18 protein-coding genes are annotated in these 18,667 nt (G+C 45.6%); 9 read left to right on the plus strand and 9 right to left on the minus strand.

All coding sequences use genetic code 11. The features are described 5' to 3' along the window. The first annotated feature begins 16 nt into the window (after positions 1-16). From ACUJFK_RS16660 to ACUJFK_RS16690, 7 genes are all read left to right on the plus strand, one after another. Complete coding sequence (locus tag ACUJFK_RS16660; RefSeq protein WP_445425528.1) at positions 17-2,281, plus strand: LPS-assembly protein LptD; 2,265 nt, start codon at positions 17-19, stop codon at positions 2,279-2,281. A 13-nt stretch (positions 2,282-2,294) separates the two neighbouring features. Then, positions 2,295-3,584 carry a peptidylprolyl isomerase SurA gene (surA, locus tag ACUJFK_RS16665; RefSeq protein ID WP_445425529.1) on the plus strand — a complete coding sequence of 430 codons (1,290 nt, stop codon included), beginning with the start codon at positions 2,295-2,297 and terminating at the stop codon, positions 3,582-3,584. Continuing rightward, positions 3,584-4,573, plus strand: coding sequence for a 4-hydroxythreonine-4-phosphate dehydrogenase PdxA (pdxA, locus tag ACUJFK_RS16670; RefSeq protein WP_445425530.1), 990 nt, complete (start codon positions 3,584-3,586; stop codon positions 4,571-4,573). Before surA ends, pdxA begins: the two co-directional genes overlap by 1 nt. After that, positions 4,570-5,388: a 16S rRNA (adenine(1518)-N(6)/adenine(1519)-N(6))-dimethyltransferase RsmA gene (rsmA, locus tag ACUJFK_RS16675; protein ID WP_226752395.1), complete on the plus strand. Its 819-nt coding sequence runs from the start codon at positions 4,570-4,572 to the stop codon at positions 5,386-5,388. Before pdxA ends, rsmA begins: the two co-directional genes overlap by 4 nt. Further along, positions 5,378-5,755: a Co2+/Mg2+ efflux protein ApaG gene (gene apaG / locus ACUJFK_RS16680; protein WP_445425531.1), complete on the plus strand. Its 378-nt coding sequence runs from the start codon at positions 5,378-5,380 to the stop codon at positions 5,753-5,755. Before rsmA ends, apaG begins: the two co-directional genes overlap by 11 nt. After that, entirely contained in the window at positions 5,755-6,555 is an 801-nt protein-coding gene (locus tag ACUJFK_RS16685; protein ID WP_306177875.1) for a symmetrical bis(5'-nucleosyl)-tetraphosphatase, read from the plus strand. Before apaG ends, ACUJFK_RS16685 begins: the two co-directional genes overlap by 1 nt. A 75-nt stretch (positions 6,556-6,630) precedes the next feature. Beyond that, positions 6,631-8,640, plus strand: coding sequence for a methyl-accepting chemotaxis protein (locus ACUJFK_RS16690; RefSeq protein WP_445425532.1), 2,010 nt, complete (start codon positions 6,631-6,633; stop codon positions 8,638-8,640). A gap of 67 nt (positions 8,641-8,707) precedes the next feature. Here ACUJFK_RS16690 and folA read toward each other — a convergent pair whose 3' ends face one another. The 4 genes from folA to rplU all read right to left on the minus strand — a co-directional run bounded on the left by folA (position 8,708) and on the right by rplU (position 11,079). Beyond that, positions 8,708-9,196, minus strand: coding sequence for a type 3 dihydrofolate reductase (gene folA / locus ACUJFK_RS16695; protein WP_445425533.1), 489 nt, complete (start codon positions 9,194-9,196; stop codon positions 8,708-8,710). Between the two features lie 9 nt (positions 9,197-9,205). After that, positions 9,206-10,363: an Obg family GTPase CgtA gene (gene cgtA / locus ACUJFK_RS16700; protein WP_226751991.1), complete on the minus strand. Its 1,158-nt coding sequence runs from the start codon at positions 10,361-10,363 to the stop codon at positions 9,206-9,208. Between the two features lie 134 nt (positions 10,364-10,497). Further along, positions 10,498-10,755: a 50S ribosomal protein L27 gene (gene rpmA, locus ACUJFK_RS16705; protein ID WP_226751990.1), complete on the minus strand. Its 258-nt coding sequence runs from the start codon at positions 10,753-10,755 to the stop codon at positions 10,498-10,500. Between the two features lie 15 nt (positions 10,756-10,770). Next, positions 10,771-11,079, minus strand: coding sequence for a 50S ribosomal protein L21 (gene rplU, locus ACUJFK_RS16710; RefSeq protein ID WP_226751989.1), 309 nt, complete (start codon positions 11,077-11,079; stop codon positions 10,771-10,773). Between the two features lie 467 nt (positions 11,080-11,546). Here rplU and ispB point away from each other — a divergent pair, with 467 nt between their 5' ends. Beyond that, complete coding sequence (ispB, locus tag ACUJFK_RS16715; protein WP_226751988.1) at positions 11,547-12,518, plus strand: octaprenyl diphosphate synthase; 972 nt, start codon at positions 11,547-11,549, stop codon at positions 12,516-12,518. 69 nt (positions 12,519-12,587) lie between these two features. Here ispB and mdh read toward each other — a convergent pair whose 3' ends face one another. Beyond that, positions 12,588-13,526, minus strand: coding sequence for a malate dehydrogenase (gene mdh, locus ACUJFK_RS16720; protein WP_226751987.1), 939 nt, complete (start codon positions 13,524-13,526; stop codon positions 12,588-12,590). Between the two features lie 219 nt (positions 13,527-13,745). Between mdh and argR the strand changes: the two genes are divergently transcribed. After that, positions 13,746-14,213 carry a transcriptional regulator ArgR gene (argR, locus tag ACUJFK_RS16725; RefSeq protein ID WP_226751986.1) on the plus strand — a complete coding sequence of 156 codons (468 nt, stop codon included), beginning with the start codon at positions 13,746-13,748 and terminating at the stop codon, positions 14,211-14,213. On the opposite strand, the gene ACUJFK_RS16730 is transcribed toward argR, so the two are convergent. The 4 genes from ACUJFK_RS16730 to ACUJFK_RS16745 all read right to left on the minus strand — a co-directional run bounded on the left by ACUJFK_RS16730 (position 14,196) and on the right by ACUJFK_RS16745 (position 18,496). Further along, positions 14,196-15,152, minus strand: a complete 957-nt coding sequence (locus ACUJFK_RS16730; RefSeq protein WP_445425534.1) for a Dyp-type peroxidase — start codon at positions 15,150-15,152, stop codon at positions 14,196-14,198. The two genes, argR and ACUJFK_RS16730, sit on opposite strands and share 18 nt — an antisense overlap. Positions 15,153-16,310: 1,158 nt before the next feature. After that, on the minus strand, positions 16,311-17,582 hold the full coding sequence (locus tag ACUJFK_RS16735; protein ID WP_445425535.1) for an ammonium transporter: 1,272 nt from the start codon (positions 17,580-17,582) through the stop codon (positions 16,311-16,313). Between the two features lie 11 nt (positions 17,583-17,593). Further along, a complete protein-coding gene (glnK, locus tag ACUJFK_RS16740) occupies positions 17,594-17,932 on the minus strand; it encodes a P-II family nitrogen regulator (protein ID WP_226751983.1) in 339 nt (112 codons plus the stop codon). Between the two features lie 174 nt (positions 17,933-18,106). Next, positions 18,107-18,496 carry a YacL family protein gene (locus ACUJFK_RS16745; protein WP_445425536.1) on the minus strand — a complete coding sequence of 130 codons (390 nt, stop codon included), beginning with the start codon at positions 18,494-18,496 and terminating at the stop codon, positions 18,107-18,109. Positions 18,497-18,667: the final 171 nt, after the last annotated feature.

The raw sequence follows: 18,667 nt of genomic DNA on the forward strand, positions 1-18,667 counted from the left end.
CAATGAGTAGAAAGGCATGAAACAAGGTTTAAGTTTAGCAGGATTACTCTGGGTAGCGATGACACCTCTGCAGGTTAATGCTGCACCGCTTGCTAGCCAAACTTGCCAGCAACCCGTTCAACTGCCTGATATCTTAAAAGATTTAAATGGACAAGATAGTCGAATCCGCATTTTTTCAGATAACGTCGACTTACAAGAAAACCAAAGCGCTGAATTTTCAGGTAAAGTACAAATCCTGCATCGCGATACCTTATTACAAGCACCTAAAGCACGTTATGATACCCGCGCCCAAAAACTACGCGCCGATGGCGGTATTGAGTATTTTAATCCAGCACTGTCGGTGAGTAGCCAATTTTTTGAAGCAGACATTAGCCAAAACCGCGTTACACTGGGTGATGCGCGTTATCAATTTGTTGAAAATGCTGGTCGCGGTGAAGCTTCGGCCATGGTGGCTTCGAACGAGGCGTTAGTATTACGCCAAGCCGTGTTCACAACTTGCCCAGAACAAGATGACAGCTGGGGTTTACACGCAGAAGAAATTAGCATCGCAGCAGACTCAGGCTGGGGTGAAGCGCGTAATGCCGTGTTTAAAATTAAAGACATCCCTATTTTTTATATCCCTTATTTAACTTTCCCAGTAAATGAACAACGTAAGTCAGGTTTATTAGTACCGAAAGTCGGCAGTTCACAAAGCACCGGTATAGACATAGAAGTACCTTATTACCTCAACCTGGCCGAAAACTACGATCTGACGCTTACACCGCGTTTTATGAGTAATCGTGGTACTCAGTTAAAGTCGCAACTGCGGTATTTAACAGCCGAACACAGTGGCTTATTGCAATTAGAATACATGGATAGCGATGATGAAAAAACCAATGATTTCGGCGCGCGTTACTTAACACATTTGACGAATCGCTCCGATTTTGGTGATAAATGGCGAGGCTATATCGACTTTACCGATGTTAGCGATAGCGCTTATCTAACAGAATTAGGCTCAGACTACACAAACCAGAGTGATACTCAATTATATCGTGAAGCCAGCCTGAGTTATTACGGTGAACAAGTTCATTCGCATTTAAAAATGCAAGGCTTTGAGATTCTTGGCAATTATAACCAAGCCTATAAAGCGATCCCGCAACTAAGTGTGGCTTCAGCGGCGCCTATCGCTTTAGGTAACTGGCTTGAAGCCAGTTGGTTTAGCCAATATGCGCATTTCAGAAATGACCAAGCCTTTTATAACACCGCGGATCGACTACACATTCAGCCAACGCTTCGAATTCCTATCATCACATCGGCAATTGAATTCACGGCTGAAACAAGCTTGCTTTATACTTACTATCAACAAGATAGCTTAAGCGCGCTCAATGAAGAACAAGCCGAGATTACTCGGACTTTACCCAAGGTTCGCTTGCATGCCAAAGTCAATATGGAACGGGAATACGATTGGTTTGGCGAGCCGGCATTACAAACCTTTGAACCGCAAATACAGTATTTGTATATTCCTTATCGTGATCAAAGCAATATTGGCCTCTACGATACCACGCGCTTACAAGATGATTATTACGGCTTATTTAGACAAAACCGTTTCTCGGGCTTAGATCGTATCAATGAAGCGAATCAAATTACCCTTGGTGCTACGACACGCTTTTACGACAATACCGAAAATGAATTATTCCGTTTTAGCCTTGGCCAGATTTTTTTCTTAAAAGATCCTGAAATCACAGCAAATACCATTACTCAAGATTTGCCATCCACAGAATCAATGCTCGCCTCTGAAATGATCTGGAATTGGTATCGTCGTTGGTATGTCAGCAGCGCACTGCAATATGACATTGAACAAAACAAACTGATCAAGAGTTCAGCCAGCTTAGATTACCGTGGCAGTGAGAATACGTTATTCCAATTGAACCATCGCTACAGCCGCGCAGTCTCAGGAGTGGAAATTCAACAATTAGGTGTTATTGGTGCCTTTCCAATAGATAAAAACTGGCAACTGATCGCCAGTTACTACCGTGATGTGACGAATCATCGTATGATAGACGCCAATATAGGACTGCAATATGAATCCTGTTGTTGGGCAGTGCGTTTTGTCGCTCGCAGACAGGTACAGGCAGATTTTGACACCGCCGTGGATAATGTTAACCAATTTGCCGAACTGGATAGTGGTTTCAGTGTGCAGTTTGTCTTTAAAGGATTTGGTGATAAAGCCGGTTTTGGCGTAGCTGACATGTTGTCAAATGGCATCTTCAGTTATCGACGTCCATATTTACTAACAAATTAGAATGTAGGAATTTATGAAGTTACAGCAAATTATCTGTGTGGTTTTGCTTGGTTTTGCCAGCGTTTCCCTAACAGCAGCAGAACGCGAAATCGACCGAGTTGCAGCGATTGTGGACAGCGGCGTGATCTTAAAAAGTGATGTTGATGAAATAGTACAACGAGTTAAACGCAACGCTGAAGCACAAGGTCAAACACTTCCATCAGATTTAGCCTTACGCACTCAGGCCACTGAGCGCTTGATCATGACCAATTTACAATTACAAATGGCACAGCGTATGGGTTTACAAATTAGCGATGCCCAACTGGATGATACTATTCGTAATATCGCTCAAGGTGAGAATTTAACGATGGAGCAATTCCGTCAGCAAGTTATCAATGAAGAAGGCAACTACGAGCGCTTCCGCGAAAAAGTGCGCGAAGAAATTATGACGAACGAAGTGTTGCGCGGCAATGTGCAACGTCGCATCTACATCAGCCAGCAAGAAGTCGATAACCTTGTGAAACTGATGGAAGAGCAAGGTGCGATTAGCGAACAATACCAATTAGGTCATATCCTGATCGCCATTCCTAGCCAAGCGACTACCGAACAAATTACCGAATCACGCGAGCGTGCAGATCAAGTACTAAAATTATTACGTGATGGCAGTGACTTCCGTCGCATCGCTATCGCTTCATCCAGTGGTGCCAATGCCCTTGAGGGTGGTCAATTAGATTGGATGAACATCAACGAAATGCCCACTTTGTTTTCCGAAAGTATTCGTGGGCGTAAAAAAGGCGATTTAATTGGCCCACTTCGCTCTGGCGCAGGTTTTCACATTTTAACGATTTTTGATATTCGTGGTGAAAACGTGGCAGAACTTACTGAAGTTAATTCACGGCATATTTTGATTAAACCATCCATTATCGTTAGCGAAGAACGTGCTAGAACGATGCTTTTAGACATGGCCACAAAACTTCGTGCAGGTGATGCGGATTTTGCGGAATTAGCGAAACAATATTCCGAAGATCCAGGTTCAAAACTAAACGGTGGTAACCTCGGTTGGAGTGAAACAGATGTTTATGTTCCGGCATTTCGTGACACCTTAAATCGTCTACAACCTGATGAACTGAGCGAGCCTTTCCGTACCGAACATGGCTGGCACATTGTGCAATTACTAGATCGTCGCACCGTAGATGCCACTGCCGATAAAAAACGTAATCAAGTTTATCGGATGATTTTTAATCGCCGTTTTAACGAAGAGTCAGCAAGTTTCCTACGCGAACTGCGTGATGATGCGTATATCGAAGTATTGGCAGAAGATTAATGACACTGCGTATCGCAATTACCCCGGGCGAACCGGCCGGCATTGGTCCTGATTTGGTCTTGGCGTTAACGCGCCAAGACTGGCCAGTTGAACTGGTTGTTTGTGCTAATGCCGAGCTAATGCAAGAACGTGCAGCGAGCTTAGGCTTACCACTGCAACTTTTACCTTATCAAGCCAGTGCCGCACCTCAACCGCAACGCGCCGGCACTTTAACCATTGCTGAGTTTGCGCTAGCTGAACCCGTGATCCCTGGTAAGTTAAATGCCGCTAATGGCAGTTATGTCATTGATACATTGCGTGCTGCCGGTGATATGGTGTTATCCGCAGAAGCGGCTGCCATCGTCACTGGCCCTGTCCATAAAGGCATCATCAACCGCGCCGGCATTCCTTTTAGTGGCCATACGGAGTTTTTTGCACAGCAATCAAACACGCCTTATGTCGTGATGATGCTTGCCACTGAAGGTTTACGCGTTGCACTCGCCACGACGCATATTCCGCTGGCTTATGTTGCTAAAGCGATTACTCGCGAGCGTTTACACAAAGTGATCAGCATCTTGCATGAAGATTTGCAGCAAAAGTTCGGTATTGCCGAACCCCGCATCTATGTTTGCGGTTTAAACCCGCATGCCGGCGAAGATGGCCATTTAGGTCGCGAAGAAATCGAAGTGATCACGCCAGCTTTAGAAGAACTCCGCGCACAAGGTATGCACTTAATTGGGCCCTTACCTGCTGACACCTTATTTCAACCCAAATACCTGAACGAAGCAGATGCTGTACTCGCGATGTATCATGATCAGGGCCTCCCGGTATTGAAATACAAAGGTTTTGGCCGTTCAGTTAATATTAGCCTAGGCTTACCTTTGATTCGAACATCCGTTGATCATGGTACCGCTCTAGATTTGGCAGCAACGGGCAAAGCCGACCCTGGCAGCCTGTTTCATGCCGTGACCCAAGCCATTCAATTGGCTCAACGAACCACGAATCCATGACAGATAATGTACATCAGGGCCACCGTGCCCGAAAACGCTTTGGCCAAAACTTCTTACACGATCCCCATGTAATTGGCCGAATTGTCAAAGCTATTGCCCCAAAAACGACGGATGTTTTAGTTGAAATAGGCCCGGGACTAGGTGCCTTAACTGAGCCAGTCGTTGCTGAAGCCGGTAAGCTAACCGTGGTTGAGCTTGATCGCGATCTTGCGGAACGTTTACGCCAACATCCTGACATGGCTGATAAATTAACCATTTATCAAGCCGACGCCATGAAGTTTGATTTTAGCCAACTGGTGCAACCGGGTCAGAAACTTAAAGTATTTGGTAATTTACCGTACAATATTTCTACCCCGCTATTATTTCATTTATTTGAATTTGCCGACCAGATCGATACCATGCACTTTATGCTTCAAAAAGAAGTCGTTGATCGAATGACTGCGGGGCATGGCAGTAAAGCCTTTGGTCGTCTCAGTGTAATGACCCAGTATTACTGTCAGGCCATTCCTGTGGTGCAAGTGGGCCCCGGTGCCTTTAAACCTGCACCGAAGGTGGATTCAGCCGTTGTGCGCTTAATCCCGTTTAACATTGCCGATCGCGCTAAAGTGGATCCTGCAGTATTGAACCGTGTATGCTTAGAAGCGTTTAATCAACGCCGCAAAACCTTACGAAATTGTTTTAGTAATTTTGCCACTGCTGAGCAATTAACCGCGCTGGGAATTGATCCATCATTACGACCGGAGCAACTCTCCGTTGCAGAATTTGTTAGAGTTGCCCAGTGGCTTGCAGAGCAGGAAAGTGCTAATGAGCCTTGAGCAAGACGTTACCGTATCCGTGGATAGTTTTTATTTAGGCGCTCAGTCTGATCCGGCTGAGCAGCGTTATGTTTTTGCCTATTGTGTTAATATCACCAACCAAAGCGAACAACAGGTACAACTGTTAAGCCGCTATTGGCAAATCACTGATGGCAATGGCAAACAAACCGAAGTTTCTGGCGAAGGTGTCATCGGAGTGCAGCCACAATTAGCGCCGGGTGAAACCTACAGTTACACCAGTGGCGCGGTATTAGAAACCCCCGTGGGCACCATGCAGGGTTACTATGAAATGATTGACCAAAAACAGCAATCATTTCGAACCCCCATCCCCTTATTCAGATTGGCGCAGCCACATATTTTGAACTGATGGCCACCTACGTTATAGGCGATTTGCAGGGTTGCTTTGAACCGCTTCAGCGCTTGCTGGCACATATTCACTATCAAGCCGAACATGACGAGTTGTGGTTCTGTGGCGATCTGATTGCCCGAGGCCCCGACTCTTTAGCTTGCCTTGATTTTGTTCGTGGTTTAGGTGCGAAAGCACGCGTTGTTTTAGGCAACCATGACCTCAATTTTATCGCCAGCTATTATGGATTTAGTAAGGTTAAAGCCGCTGATCAACTGACCGCCTTACAGCAAGCGGCACATCTACCGGAATTAATACACTGGCTTTGCCAACAACCGCTGATCCAAGTGTGTACTGAGCGCCAATTACTGATGGTGCATGCCGGCTTAGCACCCGAATGGGATATCAGCACCGCCTTGAGTGCTAGCGCCGAGATTAGTGCGCTGTTACAGCATCAACCTACACTGTTGTTATCTACCATGTATGGCAATACACCGAGCCGTTGGCGTGATGTTGTTACCCAGGAAGATCGTTGGCGTTTTACTATCAATGCTTGCACCCGTATGCGGTTTTGCCAAGCGGATGGCGCATTAGAACTGCTCACCAAATCGGGCTTAAATAAACAATCAAAACTCAAACCTTGGTTTGAGCTATGGCAAGACCATGCACAAATGGATATTTGCTTTGGCCACTGGGCTGCGTTAGAAGGTTATAGCCCTATTAAACACATTCATGCACTCGATACCGGCTGTGTTTGGGGCAATCAATTAACTGCCTATTGCGTTGAAACACGACAAAGGTATAGTGTCGATAATAAATAATAACAAGTAACGGCTACACGATGGATCCTCTGCTAGCCGTGACATAGCAGTTAATATGCTTAAATTGGAGTTGTCATGAAGTTAACCGTTAAGTCTCGCGTAATTGGGGGCTTTAGCATCATTACGGTGCTATTGGTGATTATTGGTTTTACTGCTTATATACGCTTAAACAGCGTGAGTAACGCGACCGCCGAAGTTAACACCATCTCGATCCCCGCCCTCGAAAACAGTGCCATTATGAAAAGTCAGTTTGTTTTAATGAGCAAAATTGGCGTGCAGGCTTTTCATGTCAACGACAGTGCGCAATTGTCTTTGTTACAACAACAATTTGATAGCCAACTGCAAACCTACAACAACGCCGCTGCAGCGTTAAATAAAACCGTACAGCAGCAGCCGACATTACTGGCGGCTGCACAGCAAGTTACCGCCGCTTTTGACAGTTTCTTACCTATCTCAAAGCAGCTATTTCAACAATTAGCGAATAATATCAGCCTGCAAAGTCAGATTGAACAGCAAATGAGCGATCTGGAAATGACTGCAGATGATATGGCGTCGTTATTGTTAGATTTTACCGATATCAGTAATGTCCGCAGTAGCTTCCCGCAGGCCTACACAGCAGCGACACAAATGGAAACCGGCATAAATAGCTTATTAAATACCGTGGTTGATTTAAATCGCACCAATGACAGCAGCACTGCCGCCACCATTAGTAATGAAATTGGCTTTCGCTTAGCTGACTTACAAAAGCAACTTGATATCATGTTGCAACAAGCCGCCAGCGTATCAATGCCCGCGGAATTAGCCACTAAGATGCTGGAACTATCGGCCGGTTTAAATGAACAACAAGGTATCCCTGCTAACAAAACCCGCTTGTTAACTGGCAAACTAAATGCCCGCCAACTGCTCGAGAAAGCCGATTCTGATACGCAAGATGCCATTAGCCGTTTAACTGCATTATTAACTCTAAGCACTGCCGCCGCAGAGCAAATTCAACAACAAAGTAGCAGCAGCGTACAAAATGCTATCACTACCATCTTTATGGTGATGTTTGGCTCTATTGTTATCGCCATTTTTATTGCGTTTAGGACTATTAGCGCCATTGTTAATCCACTGCAAAAAATTAATGCCATGCTCAGCGTAATGGCAGCAGGCGATCTAACCCAACAATTACCGCAGCACGCTCAGGACGAATTTGGCGAGCTATCAAAAAGTATTAATCAGGTTAACCTCAGCTTACAAAGCTTGATCCAAGGGATTATTTCTCGCTCAACGCAGCTAGCGGCAGCATCAGAACAAACCTCAACCATTACCTTGCAAACCACCGAAGCCATACGCGAGCAAAAGTCACAAGTCACGCAAGCCGCTTCGGCCACCACGGAAATGAGCAGTACGGCGCAAGGCGTGCTGCAAAGCTCGAACGATGCGCTGGCTGAAATCAAAAATGCAGATAACGAAGCCGAACGCGTTAAAGGTATTTCGTTAGAAAATAAAGCCATCATTGTGCAGCTATCTAAAGAGGTTGATCATGCTTCAGAGGTGATTAACAAGGTGCACAAAGACAGCGCGGCTATTGGTAGCATTTTAGATGTGATCCGTGGCATCGCCGAACAAACCAATTTATTAGCCCTGAATGCCGCCATTGAAGCCGCTCGAGCCGGTGAACAAGGCCGCGGCTTTGCGGTAGTTGCCGATGAGGTTCGCTCCTTAGCCAGTAAAACACAGGCTTCTACCCAAGAAATTCAAAACATGATCCAAGCGTTACAAAGCGGTGCGCAAGCCGCAGTAGAAGCAATGAATAAAGGGAAGAAACAAGCAGAAAGCTGTGTAGCAAAAACCGAAGTCGCCACATCAGCTCTCGATAGCATTACACATGCGGTGCATTTGGCACACGATATGAGTGAACAAATATCCAGTGCGGCCAAAGAGCAGCATCAAGTAGCCATTGAAATCAGCGGAATATTAGAAGCCATTGTGGCGCTGGCAGAAGAAACCTCAACCGGCGCTGATCAAACATCCGCTTCCAGCCATGAGGTGGCCAGCCTAGCCGAAGAATTACGTCGCTCGGTCGATCAATTCAAAGTCTAACCGCGCAAACTCATGTCAATAAAAAAGGCCAGCTTGTTAGCTGGCCTTTTTTCTGTCTATGCCTTTATTAGCAGCGCTCTAAGGTGATAAACCGATGAGCTAAGGGGTTGCTATCACTTTGTGGCACAACATCCTCACTCGTGATCTGCCAAGGCCCTACCGCTTGATAATCTGGGAAGAAAGCATCGCCTGGTGTTTCTAATGCAATTTCAGTCAAATATAAGCGCTGCGCTAAAGGTAAACACTGGCGGTAAATGTCAGCACCACCAATAATCATCACTTCTGACACATCGGCTACTAACGCTAAAGCTTGTTCAACGCTATTCACCCATTCTACGTTACAGTGAGCCGGTACCGGCTGACGACTGATCACGATATTTCGACGCCCCGGTAAAGGACGACCAATGGATTCAAAGGTTTTGCGCCCCATCAACACCGGCTTACCCGAAGTCATGGCTTTAAAATGCTTTAAATCGGCCGGCAAATGCCAAGGCATCTGATTATTCAAACCGATTACGCGATTGGACGCCATCGCAGCGATCATAGCTATTTGCATAAGGCTAACTCAGCGTTGATAAATAACTTCAACATCATAATCATCATCGTCGAAATCATCATCGTCATCCAAGTCATCTTCCAATGCTGCCGCTTCTTCGTGGTAATCATCCCACTTAAAGGTAACAGGATCAGCAATAGGATCAGCGACTTCTTCGGCTGGTAATTCTTCGATGTAACTTAAGATATCTTTCGATAAACGCGCAGTGTTTTCACGCGACGCGGCTGAAATCTTAAAGACAGGGCCTTGCCAATCAATGGCTTTAGTGACCTCAGCGATGATTTCATCTAACTCTTCTTCTAATACTAAATCCAGTTTATTAAATACTAACCAGCGAGGCTTCGCCGCTAATTTTGTACTGTATTTATGTAATTCTTCAATGATGGTTTTAGCATTCTCGGCCGGATCGGAACCGTCAGCAGGCAACACATCGACCACATGTAATAACAAGCGACAACGTTCTAAATGCTTTAAGAATTGGATCCCCAAACCCGCACCTTCTGCAGCACCGGCAATTAAACCTGGAATATCGGCAATCACAAAAGAACGATGAGATTCAACCCGTACTACGCCTAAATTAGGCACGAGGGTGGTAAAAGGATAATCAGCCACTTTCGGTTTAGCTGCTGACACGGCGCGGATTAACGTTGATTTGCCCGCATTAGGTAGGCCTAACAATCCCACATCAGCTAACAGTAATAATTCTAAGCGTAAATTACGGATTTCACCTGGCGTACCATTGGTTTTTTTACGTGGCGTGCGGTTTGTGCTACTAGCAAAACGTGCGTTACCTAAACCATGCCAACCGCCTTTAGCAACCATCAGCTTTTTACCGTTAGCCGTTAAATCGCCAATCACTTCTTCCGTATCGGCATCCACAGCGCGTGTTCCAACAGGCACTCTTAATACTAAGTCGGCACCCCGTTTACCGGTACAGTTAACACTACCGCCGTTTTCACCGCGTTCAGCTTCGTGAAACTTTTCAAATTGGTAGTCTACCAAGGTGTTAAGGTTTTCATCAGCTAGTAGGTAAACATCACCACCATCACCGCCGTCACCGCCATTTGGGCCGCCTTTGGAAATAAACTTTTCCCGTAAAAAACTGATAATACCGTTACCGCCGTCGCCGGCTTCAACACGGATTATCGCTTCATCAACAAACTTCATGAGGTGCGTCCTGATTAACTGTGATCTGGTTTGACTTAGTTTTACTGTTGCTCAGTATAACGCATGTCAGACAGTGGAGAAAATTTATAATAAAAAACCCCGCTCGAGGCGGGGTTTTCTTGTAACCATCCAGCTTACTCGCTGACGATGCTTACATATCTACGATTGTGCTCGCCTTTCACTTCAAACTTCACTTTACCTTCAGTTAAAGCGAATAAAGTGTGGTCTTTACCGATACCAACGTTGCTGCCTGGGTGGAATTTAGTGCCACGCTGACGAACAATAATGCTACCAGATAAAACTGATTCACCACCAAAGCGCTTAACACCTAAGCGTTTAGCTTCTGAATCGCGACCGTTACGAGTGCTACCTACACCTTTCTTACTTGCCATGTGTCGATACTCCTGTTACGCGCTGATGCTGGTGATTTTCACTTCAGTGAACCATTGACGATGGCCCATCTGTTTACGTGAATGCTTACGACGACGGAACTTGACGATCTTGATCTTATCGCCACGGCCATGGTTGACCACTTCCGCTACTACTTTACCACCTTCAACTAAAGGGGCGCCGATACTGATTTCTTCGCCATTAGCGATCATCAGTGGGATAAATTCGATTTTTGCGCCGGTTTCTAAGTCTAGTTTCTCTAGACGAAGAGTTTGACCTTCCGTCACACGGTGCTGTTTGCCACCACTTTGGAAAACCGCGTACATAGTTAACTCCGTACAAAGCACGCCAACGCTTTTTAAATTTAAGGGGCGTGTTAATTCAATTCACAGGGCGCGAATTGTACGCAATTTCCCCCAGTGCCGCAAGCACAATTATTAAAAAGATCTGGCTGTGGTCATTCTAACGCAGCAAGGCCTCTTCAGCCAAGTTCAAGGCGTTAAGGGCTAGGCACTGCAATGCTGGAAGAAAGAGACTATTTTCAGCTGCTGCAACAGCGCATTGGCCGCCCAAATACCGCCCCGAAAGATCAATCCTGAATATCGTTACACGCTTTTGCGCACCGCTAAAACGATATTTAAAAGCTTAATTTTAGTGCAGTTTACTGGCAAGCCAATCATTTATCAGAAAAGGGGATCCGTACTATCACCGAAAAGGATCCAGATTTCATTTTAGCCCACAGTTTGAATAGTGTAGAATCACCAGCATTCATTACTTTAGCAGTTAGAAGCAGATGACGCTCGACGAAATACAGCAACTCTCCGCAGACGATATGGCCGCGGTCAATCAGCATATTTTTTCTCAGCTTAGCTCTGATGTAGCGCTGATTAATCAACTGGGTATCTACATTGTAAATAGTGGCGGCAAACGTTTGCGGCCGTTACTGGCGGTACTGGCCGCCAGAGCCTTGGGCTACCAAGGAACACAACATCTGAGCATTGCCGCTATTGTGGAGTTTATTCATACCTCCACTTTGCTACATGACGACGTCGTCGATGAGTCGACTATGCGCCGTGGCAAAGAAACCGCTAATGCGTTGTTTGGCAATCAAGCTAGCGTGTTAGTCGGCGACTTTCTATACAGCCGCTCTTTTCAAATGATGGTTGAGCTGAACAATATGCGTGTAATGCAAGTATTAGCGAATGCCACCAATATCATTGCAGAGGGTGAAGTATTACAGTTGATGAACATCAACGACCCTACCACTACTGAAGAAAACTATTTACAAGTTATCTACTGCAAAACAGCAAAATTATTTGAGGCCGCTACCCAACTTGCCGCCATCATCGCTGCACAGCCCGACTCGGTTGAACAAGCCATGAAAGCTTATGGCATGCACCTAGGCACTGCCTTTCAGTTAATTGATGATGTATTAGATTACCAAGCCGATGCCGCTGAACTGGGCAAAAATATTGGTGATGATCTGGCCGAAGGTAAACCCACGCTGCCATTAATTCATGCGATGCGTCATGGCTCAGCCATACAACAACAATTGATTAGCGATGCGATTACCGAGCGCAATGGTATGCAGCATTTGCCAGAGATTATGGCCGCGCTGCACGAAACGGGCGCTTTTGATTACACCCGGCAGCTGGCGCAGCAAGAAGCATTAAAAGCGCAACAGGCTTTAGCCGAGTTAGCACCTTCGCCTTTTAAGCAGGCTTTAGTTGCCTTGGCAGACATTGCGGTGTCACGCAGCCATTAAGGCTTTATCCGGGCCACTTATTGCAATAAAAAAGGCGCTTTAAGCGCCTTTTTTTAAACTGAATTAAACTTAGTTTTTGTTGACAAACTCTTCGCCTAAAGCGATGTCTGCTTTTAACGTTCCCAACATATCGTTCATGGCTTTTTCTTCAAAAGCACTTAATTGACCGATTGGCAATAATTGCTCAACGCCGTTTTTACCCAACACTAATGGCTGAGCGAAGAAACGTGCATGTTCACCCGCACCTTCAACGTAAGCATATTCATTTACTGTTTCGCCCTGTAAACCTTTTACTAAAGAAATACAGAAACGCGCAGCGGCCTGACCCATTGATAGGGTTGCTGATCCGCCACCGGCTTTTGCTTCAACAACTTCGGTACCCGCATTTTGGATACGCGTTGTTAAGGCTGCCACTTCATCATCGCTAAAGCTCACGCCAGAAACTTGAGACAGTAAAGGCAGGATTGTTGTACCGCTGTGGCCACCGATTACTGGCACAGTGATTTCAGTTGGATTTTTACCTTTTAAGGCTGCAACAAAGGTTTCAGCGCGGATCACGTCCAGTGTAGTTACACCGAATAAGCGACGTGCATCATAAGTACCGGCTTTCTTGAACACTTCTGCCGCAATGGCCACAGTGGTGTTCACTGGGTTAGTAATAATGCCGACTAACGCTTTAGGGCACTGCTCAACGATAGCTTCAGCTAATGTTTTCACTACGCCAGCATTGATGTTGAACAGATCAGAACGATCCATACCCGGCTTACGTGGCATGCCCGCAGGGATCATCACGATGTCGGCACCGGCTAATGCCGTGTTCAGATCTTCTTTACCATAACCCGTTACGTTTACTGCTGTAGGAATGTGGCTCAGATCAACCGCAACACCTGGAGTAACAGGAGCCAGATCATACAAGGCTAAGTCTGTGCCGGCAGGTAAATCTAACTTCAGTAACAACGACAGTGCCTGGCCAATACCACCGGCAGCACCTAATACGGCAACTTTCATGATTCTCTCCAATTATACAGTTCAGAATAACCGCGCCAACAATACTGAAATGACGCTCAAAATACAAATGTCTTAAGCCTAAAGTCTATGCCTTTTTTCAGATAAAGTAGACAGATGTCACCTACCGCAGCTTAACTAAGCTATTTTAGCGCAGTCACTGCTATTGTGGCGTTAAATTTGATAGTATCAAACACAGTAAATATTGCTGAACCGAGAGCCATGACCAAACAAAACCGCCAAGAAGCCCTGATCCATGCCTTTAAAGCCCTGCTAAAAACAGAAAGCTTCGGCTCTCAAGGTGAAATTGTTGATGCCCTCAAGCATGATGGCTTTGACAATGTGAGCCAATCAAAAGTCTCGCGCATGCTGAGTAAATACGGTGCGGTGCGTACCCGTAATGCTAAACAAGAAATGGTTTACACCTTACCGCCTGAACTGGGCGTACCGACGACCAAAAGCCCATTGCGTCAGCTGGTACTGGATATTGAACATAACGATGTGATGATTATCATCCGTACCAGTCCCGGTGCCGCACAACTTATTGCGCGCTTGCTGGATTCTGTCGGCAAAGCCGAAGGCGTTTTGGGTACCATCGCTGGCGACGATACCATTTTTATCGCACCGATTAGCGTGAAAAATATCGATTTTACCTTACAAAAAGTCACCGAATTATTCGAGAAGGTGTGATGATTGCGCAGTAAATTCACCGCGGGCGGCGGCTTCCATAAAAGTGATTGAAGGAACAAAAAACGCCGCTGCAAGATCAATACGGCAAAAATCGAGTAAGCCATCGTAAATACCCGATTGCTGTAAACCCAATTTACTGCGCCAGAGCCGACTAAAAACATCACTTTCTGCACTAAAACATAACTGTAACGCACCTTGCGTATGCAAACTGGCATAAGGCATGTTTTGCTCGAGCAACATCGCATCATTAGGCGCCAATACCACATGTTGTGCCGTTAAATGACTACTACGGATTTCAGCATCCGCTGCGCACTTTTTACCATCCAGCTTTTGATAACCCATGATGGCTTCTTGTTGCTCCGTGCTTAATTGCAACCAATGTTTTTGATCTAACTGTAATCGATAAAAATAAAGATAACTGCCACCAGCAAAAACAGGATCGTTAAGCGCATCCACAAGCGCCGCTTTGCGCCGCTTGATGCCGCGTGGATTCGTTGGGGCATCGATAAAGCCCGTTAATTGCCGACCGTCCAGATAGCGGAACCCTGATAAATTTTCGACAATTTCGACATTAGGACTAATCAACTGATAGATTTGTTGCAGCGCGATGTAATTAACATCAGTCCGATCTGAGCGCACTTGGATGAGTAAATCCGCCATACTGTGGCTTACTTGAAAATGCTCTGAGCGAAACTCGGGAAACGCACTAAGACCGGCCGGCCGCTGCCAAGGATACAGGCTATCCCAAAAATGGCTGCTAATGGCGACCACACCGCTGAGCATGGCTTCGGAGAAGTGATCGGCTAAACGATTTATTATCTGCGGCAGTCGCGTTAGTTTTTGCCGCAGCATGGCTTCTTGACCATCTAACACATTAATGAGCAGATAACTGCCATGTAAATTTGCTTCTGCACAAATTCCTAATTGTTCGCGTGCCATGTGGTTCCTTCAGTGTTTTCTGTCACCATTATCGCTTGCCAAAGTAGAAGGTCAATCCCCAGTGTGACTAATCGCCTGCCTTTGTGTGCGAGATCTCTCACAAAACAGGTAGCCAAAGCGCTTTATATCTGCACCACTTAGAAAGGCTTTAAATTTAAACTGTTGATATTAAATATCTATTTTTGATTTACACTTTATTGCAAAGATAAGACAATTTTTCAAATTACAGAAAACCCCTCCTGTTTTATGCTGATAAAGGCATAATGAACACATCGAAGGATCGATAGTTGAAAGGATTTCAGTAGTAGCAAGGTCGCGGTACAGGATGTTCCCGGTAATGGATATTACCAGATGCAGGATAGCATAGGGACAGCATTAGGACATCTTCAGGATGAAGAAAACTCGGCAGGATGAAAGAGTAAGAAAGGATAGCCTTGGATGGCAATATTTCGCTTGCAGCTGCAGGATGCGGCCAGGCAGACAGTAATAAGGATAACGTTATTGTCGCATGATAAGTCATCGGAGATGACAGCAGGATGCACTTTCACACCGCGGATTTTGGTGTGGTATGGACACTGACATGATGTCAGCGAGTAATGGATACGCTTGCAGGATGCAGCACGGAAGCACTTTTCAGTCGATTAAGGAATGATCACTGCAATGGATGCAAAATTGAAACTGGGCCGCACTTGTGCGGCCTTTTTCTTTTATGCTAATGGCCATCTTAACCTATCACTCAGCAGAAATTGTTTGGCTTAGCTTGCCCCTTTATCCGCTTTTAACGGCCTCATCGCACAACAGGTTCAATCTGCTTTCCCACAGCAAGCCCCTTACTTATTGCACTGATGACAGACTGACTATTTACCCTCAGGTTGTTGTTTTCAAATGTTTTTGGTCTATGCTGTTAAATACGAAAATTGGCAAACCTGCTCAGTAAACACGCAGCAATACCCTGCTGCATTAAAACGCATTTACGTTGTTGATCGCGTTTATTGCACATAAAAAAACCCCGCTGCCAGTAGCAACGGGGTGTCAAATAGGACAAAGGACAAGGATAGACAGAGGTGGGTCACGTTTAGTGTTGCTGGCTAGAAACTAAGTTTACTGACGCCAACAACACAGGCTCTTGGAGGGTGCCACCGACACCCGCCAAACTGCTTACTTTACCGAGGCAACAAACTCAGGGTAGGCTTCAATACCGCACTCTGAAGCATCCACACCTTCATATTCTGCTTCTTCGCTTACACGAATACCCATTACCAATTTCAGGAGATACCAAACCACCAAGCTTGTAATAAATACCCAAGCAAAGATTGCAAAAGCACCAATTAACTGGCCAACGAAGGTTGCACCTTCTTTACTAAATGGCACAATCATCAGACCGAAGAAACCTACTACACCATGAACAGAAATAGCACCAACTGGATCATCAATCTTAATTTTGTCTAAAGCGATAATCGAGCCGACCACTAACACACCACCTATGGCACCGAATAACGTTGCCTGTAAAGCAGTTGGTGTAGAAGGTTCAGCCGTGATAGCAACCAAGCCTGCAAGAGCACCGTTTAATGCCATCGTTAAATCAGCTTTGCGGAATAAGAGCACCGATAAGGCCAGTGCTGCAATAGCGCCGGAAGCGGCAGCCGCATTGGTATTTAAAAAGACCACGGCAACAGCATTAGCATTACTGATATCCCCCAGTTTTAATACTGAACCACCGTTAAAACCAAACCAACCCATCCACAGTATCAATGTCCCTAAGGTTGCTAAAGGCATGTTCGCACCAGGAATTGCACTCACTTTACCGTCTTTACTATACTTCCCTTTCCGAGCACCTAGTAATAACACTCCCGCTAAGGCTGCCGCAGCACCTGCCATGTGCACAATGCCTGAGCCTGCGAAATCAGAAAAACCAAACTGATCATCCAGATTAATACCGAACATCCCTTCAGCGCCCCAAGTCCAAGATCCATGAACTGGATAAATAAAGCCCGTCATCACCACCGCGAATGCTAAAAAGGCCCAAAGCTTCATTCGCTCAGCAACAGCACCAGAAACGATAGACATTGCAGTAGCAACAAATACGACTTGGAAGAAGAAGTCAGATGCGCTAGAGTAAACCGCTGCCCCTGTAAAACCATCTTCACGCTCGGCAAAACTGGTTAAGGTAGCATCAACATCCACAGCGCCGATACCACTTAAGAAAAAGTCACCGCCATACATAAATGCGTAACCGCATATTAGGTACATAATGCAAGCTATGGAGTAAAGGGCCACGTTTTTAGTTAAAATCTCAGTGGTATTTTTGGCGCGCACCAAACCTGCTTCCAGCATTGAAAAACCGGCAGCCATCCACATAACTAAGACACCGCACATTAAAAAGTAGAAGGTATCCATGGCATATTGTAAGTGATAAATTTGTTCTTGCATGTTAATACTCCTTAAATCGCTTCGGCGTCGGTTTCACCCGTCCGAATACGGACGGCTTGTTCGAGGTTGTAAACGAAAATTTTTCCGTCACCTATCCGACCGGTATGAGCCGCTTTTTGAATGGCTTCAAGTAAACGTTCTACCTGATCATCTTGGGTCGCAATTTCCAGTTTTACCTTTGGCAGGAAATCAACCTGATACTCAGCTCCACGATATAATTCGGTGTGGCCTTTCTGCCGACCAAAACCTTTTACTTCTGTCACCGTTAAACCTTCTACACCAATGTCCGCGATGGCTTCACGAACATCATCCAGTTTGAACGGCTTGATGATGGCACAAACAAGCTTCATGATGGTTTTCCTTATCGACTAATTTTTGTGATTGCACCGTTATATAAGAAAACCTTGTGCCAACTTTTATTTATCGATAAAAAACAATAATTTAAGCCTCCATAGCCAAATTTAAAGCAAAAAAAAGCACCATAATGGTGCATTTATTCCCGTAGACTGTGCAGCTCTCTTCGCTTAACCGCCGCTTAAAAACTGCTGCCAAGCCTGTAGCAGTTTCACTAAATCTTCCAAACCACATTGGGTTTGCATGCCATGATCATCCAGCGATAATGCCTCTTCATCAAGCTCGGCTGAGGTTTGTTGCGGCGTGTCCCCTGCTTCATAAAATAGGGTGTTATGCCTTAAAGTCACCTCGGCATGTTCCACTTCGAGTAGATATTCTTTTCCTTGGTAGCGCAAAGTGTCATAGGCTTTTAAGGCCTGCAATTGGCTTAACAGCGGTTGATAGGCCGAAGCTTGCTGGCCAAATTCGTCCAATAAAAAGCGCGCTAACACATCGTGTTCAGCACTGAGTTTTAAGCTAAATTGCCGGGTGGCCCGATCATAAGTAAAGTCGTATTCCATGCACTATTCCGTTAACACGCAGTGTTAGAGCGCCCACGGCACAAGCCACAGCAGCTAGGCGTACCGTATTTGTTTGAGGCGAAGATTTTACCTGATTTCATGCGGCTTGGTTGGCAAAATAGCAGGTTTTTGCGCTAAGTCAGTTAGTAGCGGCAGTTAGCACAGTACTGA

The organism is Alishewanella sp. HL-SH06 (genome assembly GCF_052656265.1).